This is a genomic window from Bradyrhizobium mercantei, assembly GCF_001982635.1.
GTDB lineage: Bacteria > Pseudomonadota > Alphaproteobacteria > Rhizobiales > Xanthobacteraceae > Bradyrhizobium > Bradyrhizobium mercantei.
Map to the genome: position 1 here is coordinate 174,389 of NZ_MKFI01000009.1, position 15,867 is coordinate 190,255.

A 15,867-nucleotide genomic window follows, 5' to 3' on the forward strand; every position below is an offset into this window, starting at 1 on the left:
GGTTCTCATGGACGTCAATCTTCTCATCAACGGGCATGATCAGGCCGCTTCCGGCGGCAAGTTGTTCGAACGGCGCAATCCGTTGTCGCAAGAACTCGCGAGCCGGGCGGCGGCTGCGACGGTTTCGGATGCCGACGCCGCGGTGGCGGCGGCCGCTGCCGCACTGTCGGGGTGGTCGGCGCTTGGCCCCAACGCGAGGCGCGGTCTGCTCCTGAAGGCTGCCGACGTGCTCGAGGCCAAGCGTGATGACTTCGTCAAGATCATGATGGCCGAGATCGGCACGACCGACGTGTGGTCCGGCTTCAACGTGAAGCTTGCAACCGGCATGCTGCGCGAAGCGGCATCACTGACCACCCAGATCACCGGCGAGGTCATTCCCTCCGACAAGCCGGGGTGCCTTGCGATGTCCGTCCGGCAGCCGGCTGGCGTCTGCTTGGGGATCGCGCCATGGAATGCGCCGATCATTCTCGGAGTCCGCGCGGTGGCGACACCGCTCGCTTGCGGCAACACCGTCGTGCTCAAGGCGTCCGAGCTCTGTCCGGGAACACACCGGCTGATCGGTGAGGTGTTTCGCGACGCCGGCTTCCCGTCCGGTGTCGTTAACGTCCTGACCAATGCGCCAGCTGATGCCCCGGCCGTCGTCGAACGACTGATCGGCAATCCGGCTGTCAGGCGGATCAATTTCACCGGTTCGACCCGCGTCGGCCGTGTGATCGCCGAGCTCGCCGGGCGGCATCTCAAGCCTGTGCTGCTCGAGCTCGGCGGCAAGGCCCCTTTGGTTGTGCTCGATGATGCCGATCTCGATGCGGCTGTCGCGGCCGTGGCGTTTGGCGCCTTCATCAACCAGGGCCAGGTCTGCATGTCGACGGAGCGGGTGATCGTCGATGAGACGGTCGCCGATCGTTTTGTTGAAAAGCTTGCGAAGAAAGCAGGCGCGCTTCCGGCTGGTGACCCCCGGTCAGGTCCGGTGGTCATTGGCTCGTTGATTGATGAGGCTCCAGCCAAGCATGTCATCGATCTGATCGAGGACGCGATCGGCAAGGGCGCTGTCAGGCTCGCGGGCGGAGAACGTGACGGCACGATCGTCCCGGCAACGGTGCTCGATCGCGTAGTGCCCAGCATGCGCATCTACGCCGAGGAGAGTTTCGGGCCTGTCGTGTCGGTGATCCGCGCGCGCGGGGTAGACGAGGCGGTGCGGCTTGCCAACGACACCGAGTATGGCCTTTCGGCGGCGGTGTTCGGCCGTGATGTTGCGCGGGCGCTGACCGTTGCGCAGCGCATCGAGAGTGGCATTTGCCACGTCAACGGACCGACGGTGCATGACGAGGCGCAGATGCCGTTCGGGGGCATCAAGGGATCGGGCTACGGCCGCTTCGGCGGCCAGGCTGGGATTGCCGAGTTCACCGAGTTGCGCTGGATCACGATCGAGACGCAGCCCCAGCATTATCCCTTCTGACTGCGCCATGACATGGCGCGAAGCCTCCAGGAACTCAGTCGATGAAATCGAAAGTCCTAACGGTTCGGGAAGCGACCCTCGGCGTGCTTCGCTCCTTCGGCGTTGACCGCGTCTTCGGCAATCCGGGTTCGACCGAGCTCGCCTTTCTCGGCGATTGGCCAGATGACATCGACTACGTGCTCGGCTTGCAGGAAGGCTGCGTCGTCGGCATGGCGGATGGTTATGCGCAAGCGACCGGTCGGCCGGCCTTCGTCAACCTGCACTCGGCTGCCGGGCTCGGCCACGCCCTAGGTAATCTGTTCACGGCGTTCCGTAACAAGACGCCGATGGTTGTGACTGCCGGGCAGCAGGCGCGCAGCCTGCTTCGGATGCGGCCCTATCTGTTCGCCGAGGACGCCGAGCAGTTTCCCAAGCCCTATGTGAAATGGAGCTCGGAGCCCGCTCGGGCAGAGGATGTCCCTGCGGCCATTGCGCAGGCATTTCACTCGGCCATGCAGCATCCGCGCGGCCCTACCTTCGTGTCCGTGCCGTCGGATGATTGGACGCGACCTGCGTCGCCCGTGCCCGTTCGCCGCATCGCGACGGAATTTGCTCCCGATCCGGCTGCCATCGATCAACTCGCCGCCGCGATCGGCGCAGCAAGAAGGCCTGCATTCGTGGTCGGGCCGGAGGTCGATCGCAACGGGAGCGTGGACGAGATGGTCGCCATCGCCGAACGGGCGAAGGCAGCCGTATGGGCGAGCCCGATGTCGAGCCGGTCGAGCTTCCCGGAACGGCATCCGCAATTTGCCGGCTTCCTCCCGGCGTCGCCCGCTGCGCTCGCGCGCGCCTTGCGGGGTGCGGACCTGATCGTTGTGATCGGGGCGCCCGTGTTCACATTCCATGTTGAAGGGCAATGCGAGGTAATCGAGGACGGAACGGCGGTCTGGCAGATCACCGACGATCCGACCGAGGCCGCGTCCGCAGCTGTCGGCGACACTATCATCGGCACGCTGCCCAAGGCACTCGGCGCATTGCTGTCTGCGCTGCCTCGCGTCGCGGAGCGCGATGCGCCAGCCGCGCGCCCGCGGCCAACCGTTCCCGCCGCGACGAATCCAATTCCTCCGGCCTATGCGCTCAGCCGATTATCGGACCTGATGCCACGGGATGCCGTCGTTGTGGAGGAGGCACCGTCGCATCGACCGGCAATCCAGCAGTTTTTGCCGATGCGCGGCGCGGACAGCTTTTACACCATGGCGAGCGGCGGACTTGGTTACAGCCTGCCGGCTTCGGTCGGCGTTGCCTTGGCGAGGCCAGGGTGCCGCATCGTATGTCTGATCGGTGATGGATCGGCGATGTACTGTATCCAGGCGATCTGGACCGCTGCGCAGCGCGGCCTGCCCGTCACCTTCGTGGTGATGAACAATTCCGGCTATGGCGCGATGCGCGCCTTCAGCCAGATCATGCAGGCACATCGACCGCCCGGGATCGACCTGCCTGGAATCGACTTCGTCGCATTGTCCAAGGGACTTGGTTGTCCTGGCGAGCGGGTGGCGCAGGTCGAGCATCTGGACTCGGTGCTCCGCGATGCGCTCGCGGCAACGGGGCCCGCACTCGTTGATGTCATCGTCGACGCTGCGACAGTCGACCTCTTCAGCCATGGCCCCGCGAACTGATTGTCGCAAGGCAGTTGGAGCACGGGGCGTCGAGCAACTCAAGCGCTTCGGGCGTCCGCTGTCTATCTAGGTGGGCGCTCTTGGCTATTCCGAGGCAACCCAGCTTCGCAGGCCATCAACCGTGCGAAATCCGTCGGCCGCATAGCAGCGGATGGAGGGAAGGACGCCTTGCATCATCTCGGCAAGCGCATGTCCTGGACCCAGGTCCAGCACCCGCTCGACCCCGAACTCAGCAAGGGCCTCCAGCGTTGCGGCCCAGTCGATCGGGCGCGCGACCTGGCATGCGAGCTTCGATGTGGCGCTCGCTGGAGAGAAGATGCGTTCGCCGTCACCGCCAGCGAGCAGGATCCGCTGGTTTGCGATGGAGGAGCGTCTGCTTGCCCCGAGCGCCCGTTGCAGGGGAACGCGGGCCTGGTCGAGCAGTGGCGTGTGCGATGCGATCTTGACCGCGAGAAGACCGGAGCGCACCGCGCCTTGCGTTGCCGCCTCACGGCAGAGATCGATGACATCGTGCTCTGCGCCACCGACCACGAAGAGATGATCGGGATTCCTGATCGCGATCGCGCAGCGGTGCTTTTCGAGTAGCGGTTGGAGCGCGGTCCGGTCGAGCCCGCGGACATAGCCCAGGCGGCTATCCGGTCCCGCCACGCGGTCCATCAGCCGGGCGCGGACCTCCGTCAATCGCAACGCTTCGTCGGCAGTCCATATGCCCGCAATGCTCCAGGCCGCCATCTCGCCAACGCTGTACCCTGTAACAGCGGTCTGATCGGCCAGCAGGTCGGCCATGCAGGTGTGGATCGCGAGAGCCGATGTGACGGTCAGGATCTGGCTGACATAATTGGCGGACAGTTCCTCCGCGCTGCGAGTCCTAACGAGCTCCCGCGGATCCTCACCAAGACAGGCGGTTGCCGCAGCGAATACCGATTCTGCGGCAGGTTGACCCGCGACCAGATCATAGATCTTGTTCGAAACAGTGCCTTGTCCGCCGCAGAGCAATGCAAGCATTCAGCCCTCCAGCCGATCGACGAAGAGCGCCATGGCGAGCAGATCCGCCGAGCCGCCGGGGCTGAGATTATGCGCGACGAATGCGTGATGGATCTCGGCCGCCCGCTCGCGCCACCCAGAAGATCCTACGCCAGCCGTGGCAAGGAATGCGGATGCGCTGGTTTGCGCGAAGCGCAATCCGTCAGCTCCGCCCCGGTGCAGGAGATTGGTGTCGGCGACTTGGGCGATGAGCGCCATGCAGGTCTGAACCCGGACCGCCTCCTCGTCGTGAGGAGTGAGCATCCGCGCCGCGTGCAAGGCGGGGAGGGCAATATCATAGACCGACGGGAAGCCGCCGGCTGCTTCCGCCCTGGCGCCGCCGGCACCGTAGCGCCGCGCGGCCACGGCGCCATGGCTGCGGAGCGACGCGGGCCCGGAGAGGATGGCTGCGCCCCAACGCTGCGACACCAGGCTGCCGAGCGGCCTCTGGATGCCGACAGCGCCGCGATATCCGGCCGCGGCGCAGAGCAGGCCCAGTCCGAAGATCGCGCCCCGATGCGTGTTGACGCCGGAGGTCGCAGCCAACATGACGCGCTCCGCGGCAACCCCGATCGCGCGCAACCGGTTCATGCCTGCACCCTCAGCGCCCGCCGACGCCAAATCGCGGAAGAATGGCTCCAGCGTGTCGGCGCTCCGGCACAACAGTTCGGCGTCCATGTCCCTGTGAGCGCCATTGTCGACATGGCTGACCAGCCCCGGCTTCGGATAGGTTTTGACTTCGAGCTTCAGACAAAGCGATGCCAGATGACCGAGCCGCTCCGCGTGGAGTGCGCGTCCCTTCTGCGGTTGCCATCTCAGCGCGACGTTCATGACATGCCACCCGCGAGAAAGGCTGCGCGCGTGCTGCTGTGGACTCCGGCCGGGCCTTTGACGAGGACGTCGTCCTCGTCGGCGCCGGTCAGCTCGCGCCATTGCACTCCCCCGGCGCGACCAACGATCTCGCCGTCCAGCCGCATCGGTGCCTGGCTCGCGATCCGGGCGATGTCGAACGGCAAAGTGTTGGCTTGCTTGGCCGACGACAGCGGCCAAAGCAGATCGAGGTCGGAACCATCCGACAGATAGGAGAGGCCCGTCAGATGCTGCCAGGCCAGGCTGCCGAAGGTGCGGGTTTCCGGCAGAAGCTGGAGCAGCAGGTCGATGGTAGCGCCCCAGGCCGCAGGTGCCGCTGCAGCCGCATCGGCGAGCGATGGCGGCGGAGCGGACGCGATGATGTCGCTCGCCGCGAGCGCGACTGCGATGCGCCGTTTGCCATGGCTCGGCGGCAGCGGCAGGCCGAGCGGAATCAGGCCGGTGGCGTCGCTGCAAGCTGGCCGGCGAACGATGAGAGGGCGGCCGGCGCGCGTCCACCCTTCGATGATCGGCTCGCCGGCGAGTTCGGGATTGCGGCTCATTACGGCCGCCCAACCGGCCGCGGAGGCTTTCACCATCGAATGGCGCGCCAGAGCTTGAGCCATGTTGCGCTTCCTACGAGGCTGCTGCGAGCGCGACAACTCGATCGGTGATCTCGGCTGCTTTCCGCCGGCCGCCGCGCTCGGTGCCGAGCCAGGCGCGATCGTCCTGTCCTTGCGGTCGCTGCAACACGGCCGCAAGCTGGGGTCCCAAAGGCGCATTGTCGTCCCAGATGACGTGAATGCCGCCGGTCTGCACCATGTTCTCGAGCCCAGGCGCGAACACCGGCGTCGCTTCCGCTTTGGCCTTGAGGACATCGATCGGAAGTTTGGTGACTCGCGCCATCGACGGCAGATCCATCACGGCTGGATGTGCGCCGGGAAGCGCCACCAGCGTACCGGTCGCAAGAGCCGTCGCGATGAATGCACCGGCCGCGCTGCCGCCGTAGAGCAGGGCGACGGTGCGGTGTCCTTCCGCTTCCGCCAGCAGCAAGGCCTTGGCGAGATGTGCCAGGTATTCGCTGAGGCCGAGCAGTTCGTCGCGCTTGCTCATGCGCTGGCTCGCGGAATCAACCAGGAAGAGGATCGGTGCGCGATCGCCTGATTTGACGATCTCGATCACGCGCCTTGCGAGCACAATCGCCTCGTCGACGCCGAGCGGCTGTCCCTGGCTGATACCAAGTACGTGGACCAAGCCTGCGCCGGGATGGATCGCCGATCCCGAAATCATCGCGCCGGCAACGCCGATGTCGCTGCCGTTCGGAAACAGGCCGGCCAGGATGTCATCGAGCGTCATCGGCATTCTCCCTGTTGTTCGCCGCGGCAAGAAACGCGTCGGTCGGAAGCGCGGGGATATCGGTTGGCCCGCTGATGCCGAGCGCCCGCCAGATATCGACGGCATCTCGGGCCGCGCCGAAGCGTTGCAGCCGCCGCTCCAGGCGCGACTGCTCGGCTTCGAGAACCGCGACCCCGCAACCGCGCGTGACCTTGAGCGCATCGATCGCGGCCTGCCGAAATGCGAGCGTCTCGTCGTCGACGAATGTGTCGGCGCCGCCGATCAGATAGCGGTGCTTGCCGCCCATCGTGCGCCAGACCAGCGCGCGGTCGCGCGAGTCGAACTCCTCGATGCCCTTGTTGGTCTCGATCACCTCGGGACCGCTGACGCTGATCCGGCCCTGTTCGGAGACGATCAGGCGCGAGCAGGTGCCGGCGATCAGGCTGCCGCCGCCATAGCATCCGGCGCGTCCGCCGATCACACCGATCACGTTGACGCCGGCGCGCCGCGCCTCGAGGATCGCGCGCATGATCTCGGCAATCGCGAGCTCGCCGGCATTGGCCTCCTGGAGGCGGACGCCGCCGGTGTCGAACAGGATCAGCGCGTCCTGGCGCAGCGTGCGGGCCGCGCGCAAGAGGCCGGTGAGCTTGGCGCCGTGCACCTCGCCGAAGGCGCCGCCCATGAAGCGTCCTTCCTGGGCCGCGACGAGGACCGGCGAGCCGTCGAGACGGCCGCGTCCGATGACGATGCCGTCGTCGAATTGCTCCGGCAGGTCGAAGATCGCCAGATGCGGGCTCATCTCGCGCTGCTCGGGACCGATGAATTCGGCAAAGCTGCCAGCATCGACCAGCGCATCAATGCGCTGCCGGGCGCTTGCCTCGTACCAGCTCAGCGAATCCGTGTTGGCGGTGGCTGCGGTCATCGTTCCGGCTCCTCGATCTTGCGGACGCCCTGGGCGAGGCGCAGTGCGACCGTGTCGGGCCGGGCACCGCCGTCATTGATGGAGATGCGCAGGCCGCCGGCAGGGCGGCGGTCGACGAAGTCGCGGACCACGGCCTCCCAGACCGCGCCAAAGCCGTGGGCAGCAGTTGTTATGTCGATCATGCAGCTGTCGGCAGGCGCTGCGCGTTCCAGCAGCACTTCGAGATTGCCGGAGGCGACGACGCCGACGATGGCCTGCATGCGGGTGCCGCCGGCGCGCGTCGGGGCAGATAGTCGGAAGCTGAGCGTTTCCATGCGAAACTCCTCACCAGTTGCGGAAGCGGCTGGGCGGACGATAGAGGCCGCCGGAAGCCAGCATGAGATCCTTGATTGAGCGCGCCGCCAGCAAGCGGCGATCGGCATCGAGTGGATCGATGCCGAGATCTTCGGGCCGCCGGATGACGCCGCGCGCGCGCAGCTTTTCGACCAGTTTGGAATCGCGGGCGCGGCCGATGTCGGTGTAGCCGGCAACACCGCGGATCGCCTGCTCGCGCTCGTCCTTGTTCCGACACAACAGGAGGTTGGCGATCCCTTCCTCGGTGACGATGTGGGTGACGTCGTCCGAGTAGACCATCACCGGCGCCAGATCGAGGTCGACTTTGCGCGCCAGTTCGAGCGCATCGAGCCGTTCGACGAAGAGGGGGGCATTGCGCTCGCCAAAGGTCTCGCCGATCTGCACCACCAGCTTGCGGCCGCGGCGCAGCGCCGCGTCGGCATCGGGCGCTGCCTCCGCACCGGCCTTGAGCCAGGGTTCACTGGGGTGGCGGCGGCCGCGCGGATCGGATCCCATGTTAGGCGCGCCGCCGAAGCCTGCGATGCGGCTCGTCGTCACCGTCGAGCTGTGTCCTTCGAGGTCGATCTGAAGCGTCGATCCGATGAACATGTCGCAGGCATAGAGGCCCGCCGTCTGGCAGAAGGCGCGATTTGATCGCAGCGAGCCGTCAGGCCCCGTGAAGAACACATCCGAGCGCGCGGCGACGTAGTCCTCCATGCCAACTTCCGATCCGAAACAATGGATCTGGTCGACCCATCCGGCTTCGATCGCCGGAATCATCGTGGGGTGCGGATTGAGCGCGAAGTGTGTGCAAACCTTGCCTTTGAGGCCGAGCTTCTCACCATAGGTCGGCAGCAAGAGTTCGATCGCGGCGGTGTTGAAACCGATGCCATGATTGAGCCGGCGTACGCCATAGGGCGCGTAGATGCCCTTGATGGCGAGCATTGCTGTCAAGATCTGGGTTTCGGTGATTGCCGCCGGATCACGTGTGAAGAGCGGCTCGACATAGAACGGCCGGCCGGCTTCCACCACGAAATGCACGAGGTCGCCGGGGATATCGACGCGCGGCACCTTGTCGACGATCTCGGTGACCTGGGCGACGACGAGGCCGTTCTTGTAGCTCGTCGCCTCGACGACCGTCGGTGTGTCCTCGGTGTTCGGCCCGGTATAGAGGTTGCCGTCCTTGTCGGCGCTGACCGCCGCGATCAAGGCCACGTTCGGCGTGAGATCGATGAAGTAGCGGGCGAACAGCTCAAGATAGGTATGGACGGCGCCGAGTTCGATCTTTCCCCCGAACAGCATCCGCGCGATGCGCGCCGACTGCGGGCCTGAATAGGAGAAGTCGAGCCGCCGCGCGATGCCCTTGTCGAACATATCGAGATGCGCCGGCAGCACCACACCTGACTGCACCATGTGCAGGTCGTGGACATCATGGGGATCAAGGTTCGCGAGAGCAGAGGCGAGGATATCGGCCTGCTTCTGATTGTCACCTTCGAGGCACACGCGGTCGCCTGACCTGATCACCGCCTTCAGAAACGCGGGCAGGCTCGGGATCGGGACGACCTTGCCCTTGGCATGTTGTTGACCGGCCGCCAGGCGCTGGCCCAGCGCGGCCTTTTGCATACCCCAATCGCTCATTTCAGGCTCCTTGGCATGCGAGACGGGCTCTTGGTGAGGCTTAATGTATGCGTATTGCCTTCTGTTGTCAATTAGTGTATACGAAAAGCCATAAGCTGCGAATGTTCGCATACAAAGGAGGAAATTTATGATGCGAATGCATACGAGACGCCCCGAAGCCCTGCTCACGGTGGGGAGGCGCCCGTGACCATTTCAGGCGTGGCGCTGCTCGCGATCTGCACGCTGTTGGGAGGCTTCCTGGGGGACCTGCTCGGCGCAGCCCTCGGCGTGAAGGCCAATGTCGGCGGCGTCGGCATTGCGATGATTTTCTTGATCGCGGCCCGGCTCTGGCTGGTGCGGCGCAAGCTGCTCAGTCACGGTCTGAAGACCGGTGTCGAGTTCTGGGGCAGCTTCTACATTCCGATCGTGGTCGCCATGGCCGCGCAACAAAACGTCGTCGCAGCCGCGAAGGGCGGTCCGATCGTCATCATCGCGGGCGTTGGTGCTGTCGTGGTGTGCTTCGCGATGGTGGCCCTGATCGGTCGGCTCAGCGGCCGTGTCGAGACGATGGACGAGATCGAGGCGCGGGAAGCTGAAGCGCTCGCCGCGCCGGTGCCTCACTTCAAGTCCGGGAGGATCGGATGAGCATGATATCTCACGTTCTCGTTGCGAACTCGCTGATCACCGCGTTCGCGGTCGTCGGAATCCTGATGTGGATCTCGGGAGCGATCTCGAAATACCTCACCTTTGGGCGCATTCACGGCTCGGCGATCGCGATCATGTTGGGTCTCGCGCTGGCCTTTCTTGGGGGCCTCTCCACCGGTGGCGAGAAGGGCGTCGCCGATCTGCCGGCGCTGGCCGGAATCGGGCTGATGGGAGGCGCGATGCTGCGGGACTTTGCCATCGTCGCGACCGCCTTCGAGGTCGACGTCGTGCATGCGCGCAAGGCCGGATTGATCGGGGCGGTCGCGCTCGGATTGGGAACAGTGGTTCCGTTTATTCTCGGCGTTCTCGTTGCCGCGGCGTTTGGCTACACTGACGCCGAATCATTGACGACGATCGGCGCCGGCGCGGTCACCTATATTGTGGGACCGGTCACCGGCGCTGCGATCGGCGCATCCTCGCCGGTTATTGCGCTCTCGATCGCGACCGGTGTATTCAAGGCGGTGATCGTGATGATCGGCACGCCGTTCGTCGCGAAGATGATCGGCCTGAACAATCCGCGCAGCGCAATGGTGTTCGGCGGCTTGATGGGCACGGTCAGCGGCGTTTCCGGAGGCCTTGCGGCAACGGATCGACGTCTGGTGCCTTACGGTGCATTGACCGCGACTTTTCATACCGGGTTGGGATGCCTGGTCGCGCCGTCCATCCTTTACTTCACGGTGCGCGCAATCATAGGAAGCTGAATGGCAGGCCTGTTCAAAGTCGCAGCTGAAGCAGAAGAAGATGGCGGCCTCCTATCTGACCGCATCCGAAATGCGCTCACGGACGAGATTGCGTCCGGTACGCTCGTCGCCGGTTCGGCCTTGGAAGAGCAACAGCTCGCCGATCGCTTCGGAGCTTCCCGAACTCCGGTGCGGGAGGCTCTCCGGCAACTCGCCGTCAGCGGGTTGGTGGAGGTGCGGGGGCGTCGCGGGGTTGTCGTGGCACGGATGACACCTGAGCGCATCATGGACATGTTCGAGACGAGCGCAGAGGTGGAAGCCATGTGCGTCAGGCTCGCGACTTATCGCATGACGCCGCTCGAGCGCAGCCAGCTGATCGAACTCCATGAATCCTCGCAGGCGATGGTCGAGGCGAACGACGTCGATGCCTACGATGCATTCAACCGACAATTCCACGAATGCATCTACCGCGCGACGCACAACTCGTTCATGGCCGAGCAGGCCCAGGACGTCCGATCGCGGCTCAGCGCCTTCCGCCGCACGCAATTGCGACAGGGTGATCGCATTCGCAAATCCCGCGACGAACATGAAGCCATCATGCATGCGATCGCTGAAGGCGATGGCGATACGGCTTCGCGCAGGATGCGTGCGCACATGTTGAACGCCGCCGCCGCGCTTCGGCGCTACATCGATGATCGCCTCAAACCCGTCGATGGGCGTGAACCCTACAACACCTGACAATTGCGGTTGTGAACCGCTGTTGATGAAGACCAAACAGACGGAGCCGGCAAACGTTCTTCGCTTACAAATGCAATCCTAGGGAGCTGTCATGAATGAAGGCAATCAAAAGGCGCATTCCTCTGAGGTGATCTATGACGTGTCGGCCGAGTGGGCCAAGCGCGCCTATGTCAACGACGCCAAATATCGCGAGATGTATGCGCACTCGGTCAAGGATCCCAACGGCTTCTGGGCCGAGCACGGCAAGCGGATCGACTGGATCAAGCCCTTCATCAAGGTCGAGAACGTCTCGTTTGCGCCGGGCAACATCTCGATCAAATGGTTCGAGGACGGCGTGCTGAACGTCGCCTGGAACTGCATCGACCGCCATCTCGACAAGCGCGGCGACCAGACCGCGATCATCTGGGAGGGCGACGATCCCTCCGAGTCCAAGCACATCACCTACCGCCAGCTGCACGACGAAGTCTGCAGGATGGCCAACATCCTGCGCACGCGGAACGTCAAGAAGGGCGACCGCGTCACGATCTATCTGCCGATGATCCCGGAAGCGGCCTACGCCATGCTGGCCTGCGCGCGGATCGGCGCGATCCACTCGGTGGTGTTCGGCGGCTTCTCGCCGGACAGCCTCGCCCAGCGCATCAAGGACTGCGATTCCAAGGTGGTCATCACCGCCGATGAAGGCCTGCGCGGCGGCAAGAAGGTGCCGCTGAAGGCCAATGTCGACGCCGCGATCGAAAAAGTCGGTGGCGTCGACTGGGTCGTGGTGGTGAAGCGCACCGGCGGCAAGATCGAGATGAACTCGACCCGCGACCTCTGGTATCACGACGCCGCAGCTGTCGTGACGACGGAATGCCCGGCCGAGCACATGCATGCCGAGGACCCGCTGTTCATCCTCTACACCTCGGGTTCGACCGGCACGCCGAAGGGCGTGCTGCACACCTCCGCCGGCTATCTGGTGTTCGCGTCGATGACGCATCAATATGTGTTCGACTATCACGACGGCGACATCTACTGGTGCACCGCCGACGTCGGCTGGGTCACCGGCCACAGCTACATTCTCTACGGGCCGCTCGCCAACGGCGCGACCACGCTGATGTTCGAGGGTGTGCCGAACTACCCGGACAATTCCCGGTTCTGGAATGTGGTCGACAAGCACAAGGTCAACATCTTCTACACCGCACCGACCGCGATCCGCGCGCTGATGCAGGGCGGCGACGAGCCGGTGAAGAAGACCTCGCGCAAGTCCCTGCGCCTGCTCGGCTCGGTCGGCGAGCCGATCAATCCGGAGGCCTGGGAGTGGTATCACCGCGTGGTCGGCGATGACCGCTGCCCGATCGTCGACACCTGGTGGCAGACCGAGACCGGCGGCATTTTGATCACGCCGCTGCCCGGCGCCACCAGGCTGAAGCCGGGGTCGGCGACGCGGCCGTTCTTCGGCGTAGTACCTGAAATTGTCGATGCCGAGGGCAAGACGCTGGACGGCGCGACCGAGGGCAACCTCTGCATTGCCAAGTCGTGGCCGGGCCAGATGCGCACGGTCTATGGCGACCACGCCCGCTTCGAGCAGACCTATTTCTCGACCTACAAGAACAAGTACTTCACCGGCGACGGCTGCCGGCGCGATGCCGACGGCTATTACTGGATCACCGGCCGCGTCGACGACGTCATCAACGTCTCGGGCCACCGCATGGGCACCGCCGAGGTCGAGAGCTCGCTGGTCGCGCACGAGGCTGTGTCGGAAGCCGCCGTCGTCGGCTATCCGCACGACATCAAGGGCCAGGGCATCTACGCCTATGTCACGCTGATGAAGGGCACCGAGCCGACCGAGGCCCTGCGCAAGGAGCTCGTCGCCTGGGTCCGCAAGGACATCGGCCCGATCGCCTCGCCGGATCTGATTCAGTTCGCGCCCGGCCTGCCGAAGACCCGCTCCGGCAAGATCATGCGCCGCATCCTGCGCAAGATCGCCGAGGACGAGCCGTCAAGCCTCGGCGACACCTCGACCCTGGCTGATCCCGCCGTGGTCGACGACCTCGTGCAGAACCGGCAGAACAAGCGCTCGCGCTAAGCTCGGAACGCTTCTTCCCGTATGCCCTCGAGAGGGCGGCAAACGTCAATAGGGGAGGTGATGTCGGCGATCATCGCTAGATCAGACGGTCGGCGTTACGGTGGCCGTGATCGCCACAGAACATGCGCGTTCTTGAGCAACGCCGCGCCCGCAGTTGACGCGCGGCAATCTACGAACTTCGACGATTTTGCGCTCCCGACTGTTGCGTTCGAGGCCTACTATCGAGTTCGCGTATTGCACGAATGAGCTGGCGCCCAGTCTGAGTTCCAGGAAGGTCGCCGGTTTTCAGGCTTCGTCCCGAGCTCAGGTATGCTCGATGCGCAGCTGATTGTCGCGCCACAGCCGGCTTACTTCCGCATCACCTGCGTCGGGGGCCCCCTTTCGGCGCCGTCCGTGCTGCGTCGACTGGAGAAGCGGCCTTGGCCCGGGACTTGGCATAATCGGCCGACATCGCCAGCGCGGGATCGCGATCGCGCAATTCTTCGGCGACGATCGACTGAAGCCAGCGAACCGCGGGTTCGTTGTCCATTCGGCGATGCCAGTGCTGCTTCAGTTCGATAAGAGGAATCGAGACCGGAGGCGGTAAGAGCTTCAGACCCGCATCGGCGTACCAGGCGCCGAGCGAAAACGGAACGGTGGCGATCATATCGCTCGTAGCGATCAATTGCGGAACGCTCATGAAGTGCGGCAGGTGCAGCACAACCCGGCGCTGAAGCTTGAGCTCACGGATACGTCGTTCGAAAATCTCCTGGCTCCGTCCCTGTTGGTTCACGACGATGTGGTCCGCCGCGAGAAACTGCTCGAGCGACAGCGTGTTGCCGATGGTCGGATGGTCCTTTCGGACGATGCAAGTGAAGGGGTGATCGAACAGCGCTTCGGTGACGACGTTCGGGCCGACGAGATCCGGAAAATAGCCGATCGCGAGATCGATCTCGCCCCTATCGAGAGCATCCTCTAGATGTTCGTGAGACGTCGGCACGCATCGAAGGTACGCTCCGGGAGCCATCGCGCGGATACGTTGCAGAATAGGCGGGATGAAGATCAGAACGCCGATGTCTGAAGTCGTGACCGTGAAGGTGCGGTCGCTCGCCTCCGGCACGAAGCACGGTTTACGGAGGATCTGCTGATCAACCGTCGAGAGCACCGTCCGCACGGCCTCCGCGATCGATTCCGCAAACGGCGTCGGCCGCATTCCGCGCCCGGTGGACAAGAAGAGCGGATCGCCGAAAAAGTCCCGTAGCTTGCGCAGGCCGGCGCTCGCCATCGGTTGGCTCATTCCCAACTGACGGGAAACCGTGGACAGGTTCTGCGCGCGCGACAGTCCGTCCAGCAGCAAGAGAAGGTTCAAGTCGAGGCGTCTGATATCCATAATGCTGATAGCTTGTATTGTATAATACCGGATTTTCAATGTCTGATTTCTAAGCAATGTTGACGGACAACGTCCTGCAAATGCGGACTTTGGGAGCGAAATCAGAGACGTAACCATTCGGCATGTCGAAGCCTCGGCGCCGATTATTTCTCCGGTCGATCTGCTCATTGTTTATCGATCCGCTCACTTCGGTGCCGCCGGACCAGAACGCCTGTGGCTACGAGGATAGGATGTGCCTGATCATGCACGCTGGAGGTGTCATAACCAATAAGTACATCCTAACTCTGTGGTGCCGCGACGTCCCCGGAATTGTCGCCGACGTATCGCGCTGTCTGTTCGATAATGGCGGCAACATCATCGAGGCCGAGCAGGTCGACGAGCTCATCAGCGAGCGCTTCTTCATGAGGGTAGGCGTCACCCTGCCGAAAGACGGAGCGAAGGGGGCGCGGGCCGATCTCGAGGGAATTGGCCAAAAGTTCGGAATGGAGTGGAAGTTGCGGTCCGAGGCCGAGCGCAAACGCGTGCTGCTGTTCGTCTCCAAATTCGATCATTGTCTTGGCGACCTCCTGTACCGCAATCGGCTCGGCGAGCTCCAGATGGACGTCGTCGGCATCGTCTCCAACCATCCGCGCTCCGCGCTCGCGGTCAGCCTAATCGGCGACATTCCATTCCATCACCTGCCGGTCACGAAGGAAACGAAGGCGCAGCAGGAGGCTCAGATCAAGGCGCTCCTCGACGAGACGAAGGCCGATCTGGTGGTACTCGCGCGATACATGCAGATTCTGTCGGACGATCTCATGCGGCATCTGCAGGGTCGCTGCATCAACATCCACCACAGCTTCCTGCCGGGTTTCAAAGGTGCCAAACCCTATCACCAGGCGCATGCGCGCGGGGTGAAACTCATCGGGGCAACCGCACACTTCGCGACCAGCGATTTAGACGAGGGACCGATCATCGAACAGGACGTCGAACGTGTGAGCCATCGCGACACACCGGAAGATCTTGTCCGAAAGGGGCGCGACATCGAGCGCCGGGTCCTATCCCGCGCGGTTCATTTGTTTCTCGAAGATCGCGTGATCATCAACGGCGAGCGAACCATCGTCTTCGCCGACTGAACCAT

15 protein-coding genes are annotated in these 15,867 nt (G+C 64.1%); 7 read left to right on the plus strand and 8 right to left on the minus strand.

Features of this window, described 5'->3' with window-relative positions; translation table 11 throughout:
- The first annotated feature begins 7 nt into the window (after positions 1-7).
- Positions 8-1,456: an aldehyde dehydrogenase gene (locus tag BI327_RS35665; protein ID WP_076866037.1), complete on the plus strand. Its 1,449-nt coding sequence runs from the start codon at positions 8-10 to the stop codon at positions 1,454-1,456.
- 41 nt (positions 1,457-1,497) lie between these two features.
- Complete coding sequence (mdlC, locus tag BI327_RS35670) at positions 1,498-3,111, plus strand: benzoylformate decarboxylase (RefSeq protein WP_076866038.1); 1,614 nt, start codon at positions 1,498-1,500, stop codon at positions 3,109-3,111.
- A gap of 84 nt (positions 3,112-3,195) precedes the next feature.
- Here mdlC and BI327_RS35675 read toward each other — a convergent pair whose 3' ends face one another.
- From BI327_RS35675 to mdcA, 7 genes are read right to left on the minus strand one after another with little or no spacing between them, the layout of a single operon-like run.
- Positions 3,196-4,116 carry an acyltransferase domain-containing protein gene (locus tag BI327_RS35675; protein WP_076866039.1) on the minus strand — a complete coding sequence of 307 codons (921 nt, stop codon included), beginning with the start codon at positions 4,114-4,116 and terminating at the stop codon, positions 3,196-3,198.
- Positions 4,117-4,965 carry a triphosphoribosyl-dephospho-CoA synthase MdcB gene (mdcB, locus tag BI327_RS35680; RefSeq protein ID WP_076866040.1) on the minus strand — a complete coding sequence of 283 codons (849 nt, stop codon included), beginning with the start codon at positions 4,963-4,965 and terminating at the stop codon, positions 4,117-4,119.
- Positions 4,962-5,609 carry a malonate decarboxylase holo-[acyl-carrier-protein] synthase gene (gene mdcG, locus BI327_RS35685; protein WP_076866041.1) on the minus strand — a complete coding sequence of 216 codons (648 nt, stop codon included), beginning with the start codon at positions 5,607-5,609 and terminating at the stop codon, positions 4,962-4,964. Before mdcG ends, mdcB begins: the two co-directional genes overlap by 4 nt.
- A 10-nt stretch (positions 5,610-5,619) precedes the next feature.
- Positions 5,620-6,339, minus strand: coding sequence for a biotin-independent malonate decarboxylase subunit gamma (gene mdcE, locus BI327_RS35690; RefSeq protein WP_076866122.1), 720 nt, complete (start codon positions 6,337-6,339; stop codon positions 5,620-5,622).
- Positions 6,326-7,240, minus strand: a complete 915-nt coding sequence (locus BI327_RS35695; protein WP_076866042.1) for a biotin-independent malonate decarboxylase subunit beta — start codon at positions 7,238-7,240, stop codon at positions 6,326-6,328. Before BI327_RS35695 ends, mdcE begins: the two co-directional genes overlap by 14 nt.
- Positions 7,237-7,554: a malonate decarboxylase acyl carrier protein gene (gene mdcC, locus BI327_RS35700; RefSeq protein ID WP_076866043.1), complete on the minus strand. Its 318-nt coding sequence runs from the start codon at positions 7,552-7,554 to the stop codon at positions 7,237-7,239. Before mdcC ends, BI327_RS35695 begins: the two co-directional genes overlap by 4 nt.
- Before the next feature lie 10 nt (positions 7,555-7,564).
- Positions 7,565-9,211 (minus strand): malonate decarboxylase subunit alpha, encoded by a 1,647-nt coding sequence (gene mdcA / locus BI327_RS35705; protein WP_076866044.1) that lies wholly within the window; start codon positions 9,209-9,211, stop codon positions 7,565-7,567.
- 183 nt (positions 9,212-9,394) lie between these two features.
- Here mdcA and madL point away from each other — a divergent pair, with 183 nt between their 5' ends.
- The 4 genes from madL to acs all read left to right on the plus strand — a co-directional run bounded on the left by madL (position 9,395) and on the right by acs (position 13,378).
- Positions 9,395-9,835 (plus strand): malonate transporter subunit MadL, encoded by a 441-nt coding sequence (gene madL, locus BI327_RS35710; RefSeq protein ID WP_076866045.1) that lies wholly within the window; start codon positions 9,395-9,397, stop codon positions 9,833-9,835.
- Complete coding sequence (madM, locus tag BI327_RS35715; RefSeq protein ID WP_076866046.1) at positions 9,832-10,596, plus strand: malonate transporter subunit MadM; 765 nt, start codon at positions 9,832-9,834, stop codon at positions 10,594-10,596. Before madL ends, madM begins: the two co-directional genes overlap by 4 nt.
- On the plus strand, positions 10,597-11,313 hold the full coding sequence (locus BI327_RS35720; RefSeq protein WP_076866047.1) for a GntR family transcriptional regulator: 717 nt from the start codon (positions 10,597-10,599) through the stop codon (positions 11,311-11,313). It begins immediately after the preceding gene.
- Positions 11,314-11,404: 91 nt separating this feature from the next.
- Positions 11,405-13,378, plus strand: coding sequence for an acetate--CoA ligase (gene acs, locus BI327_RS35725; RefSeq protein ID WP_076866048.1), 1,974 nt, complete (start codon positions 11,405-11,407; stop codon positions 13,376-13,378).
- 358 nt (positions 13,379-13,736) lie between these two features.
- Here the strand turns inward: acs and BI327_RS35730 are convergent, their stop codons facing one another.
- Positions 13,737-14,726, minus strand: a complete 990-nt coding sequence (locus BI327_RS35730) for a LysR family transcriptional regulator (protein ID WP_245335033.1) — start codon at positions 14,724-14,726, stop codon at positions 13,737-13,739.
- 263 nt (positions 14,727-14,989) lie between these two features.
- On the opposite strand from BI327_RS35730, the gene purU reads away from it, so the two are divergent.
- Positions 14,990-15,862, plus strand: coding sequence for a formyltetrahydrofolate deformylase (gene purU, locus BI327_RS35735; protein WP_076866123.1), 873 nt, complete (start codon positions 14,990-14,992; stop codon positions 15,860-15,862).
- The last annotated feature ends 5 nt before the right edge of the window (positions 15,863-15,867 follow it).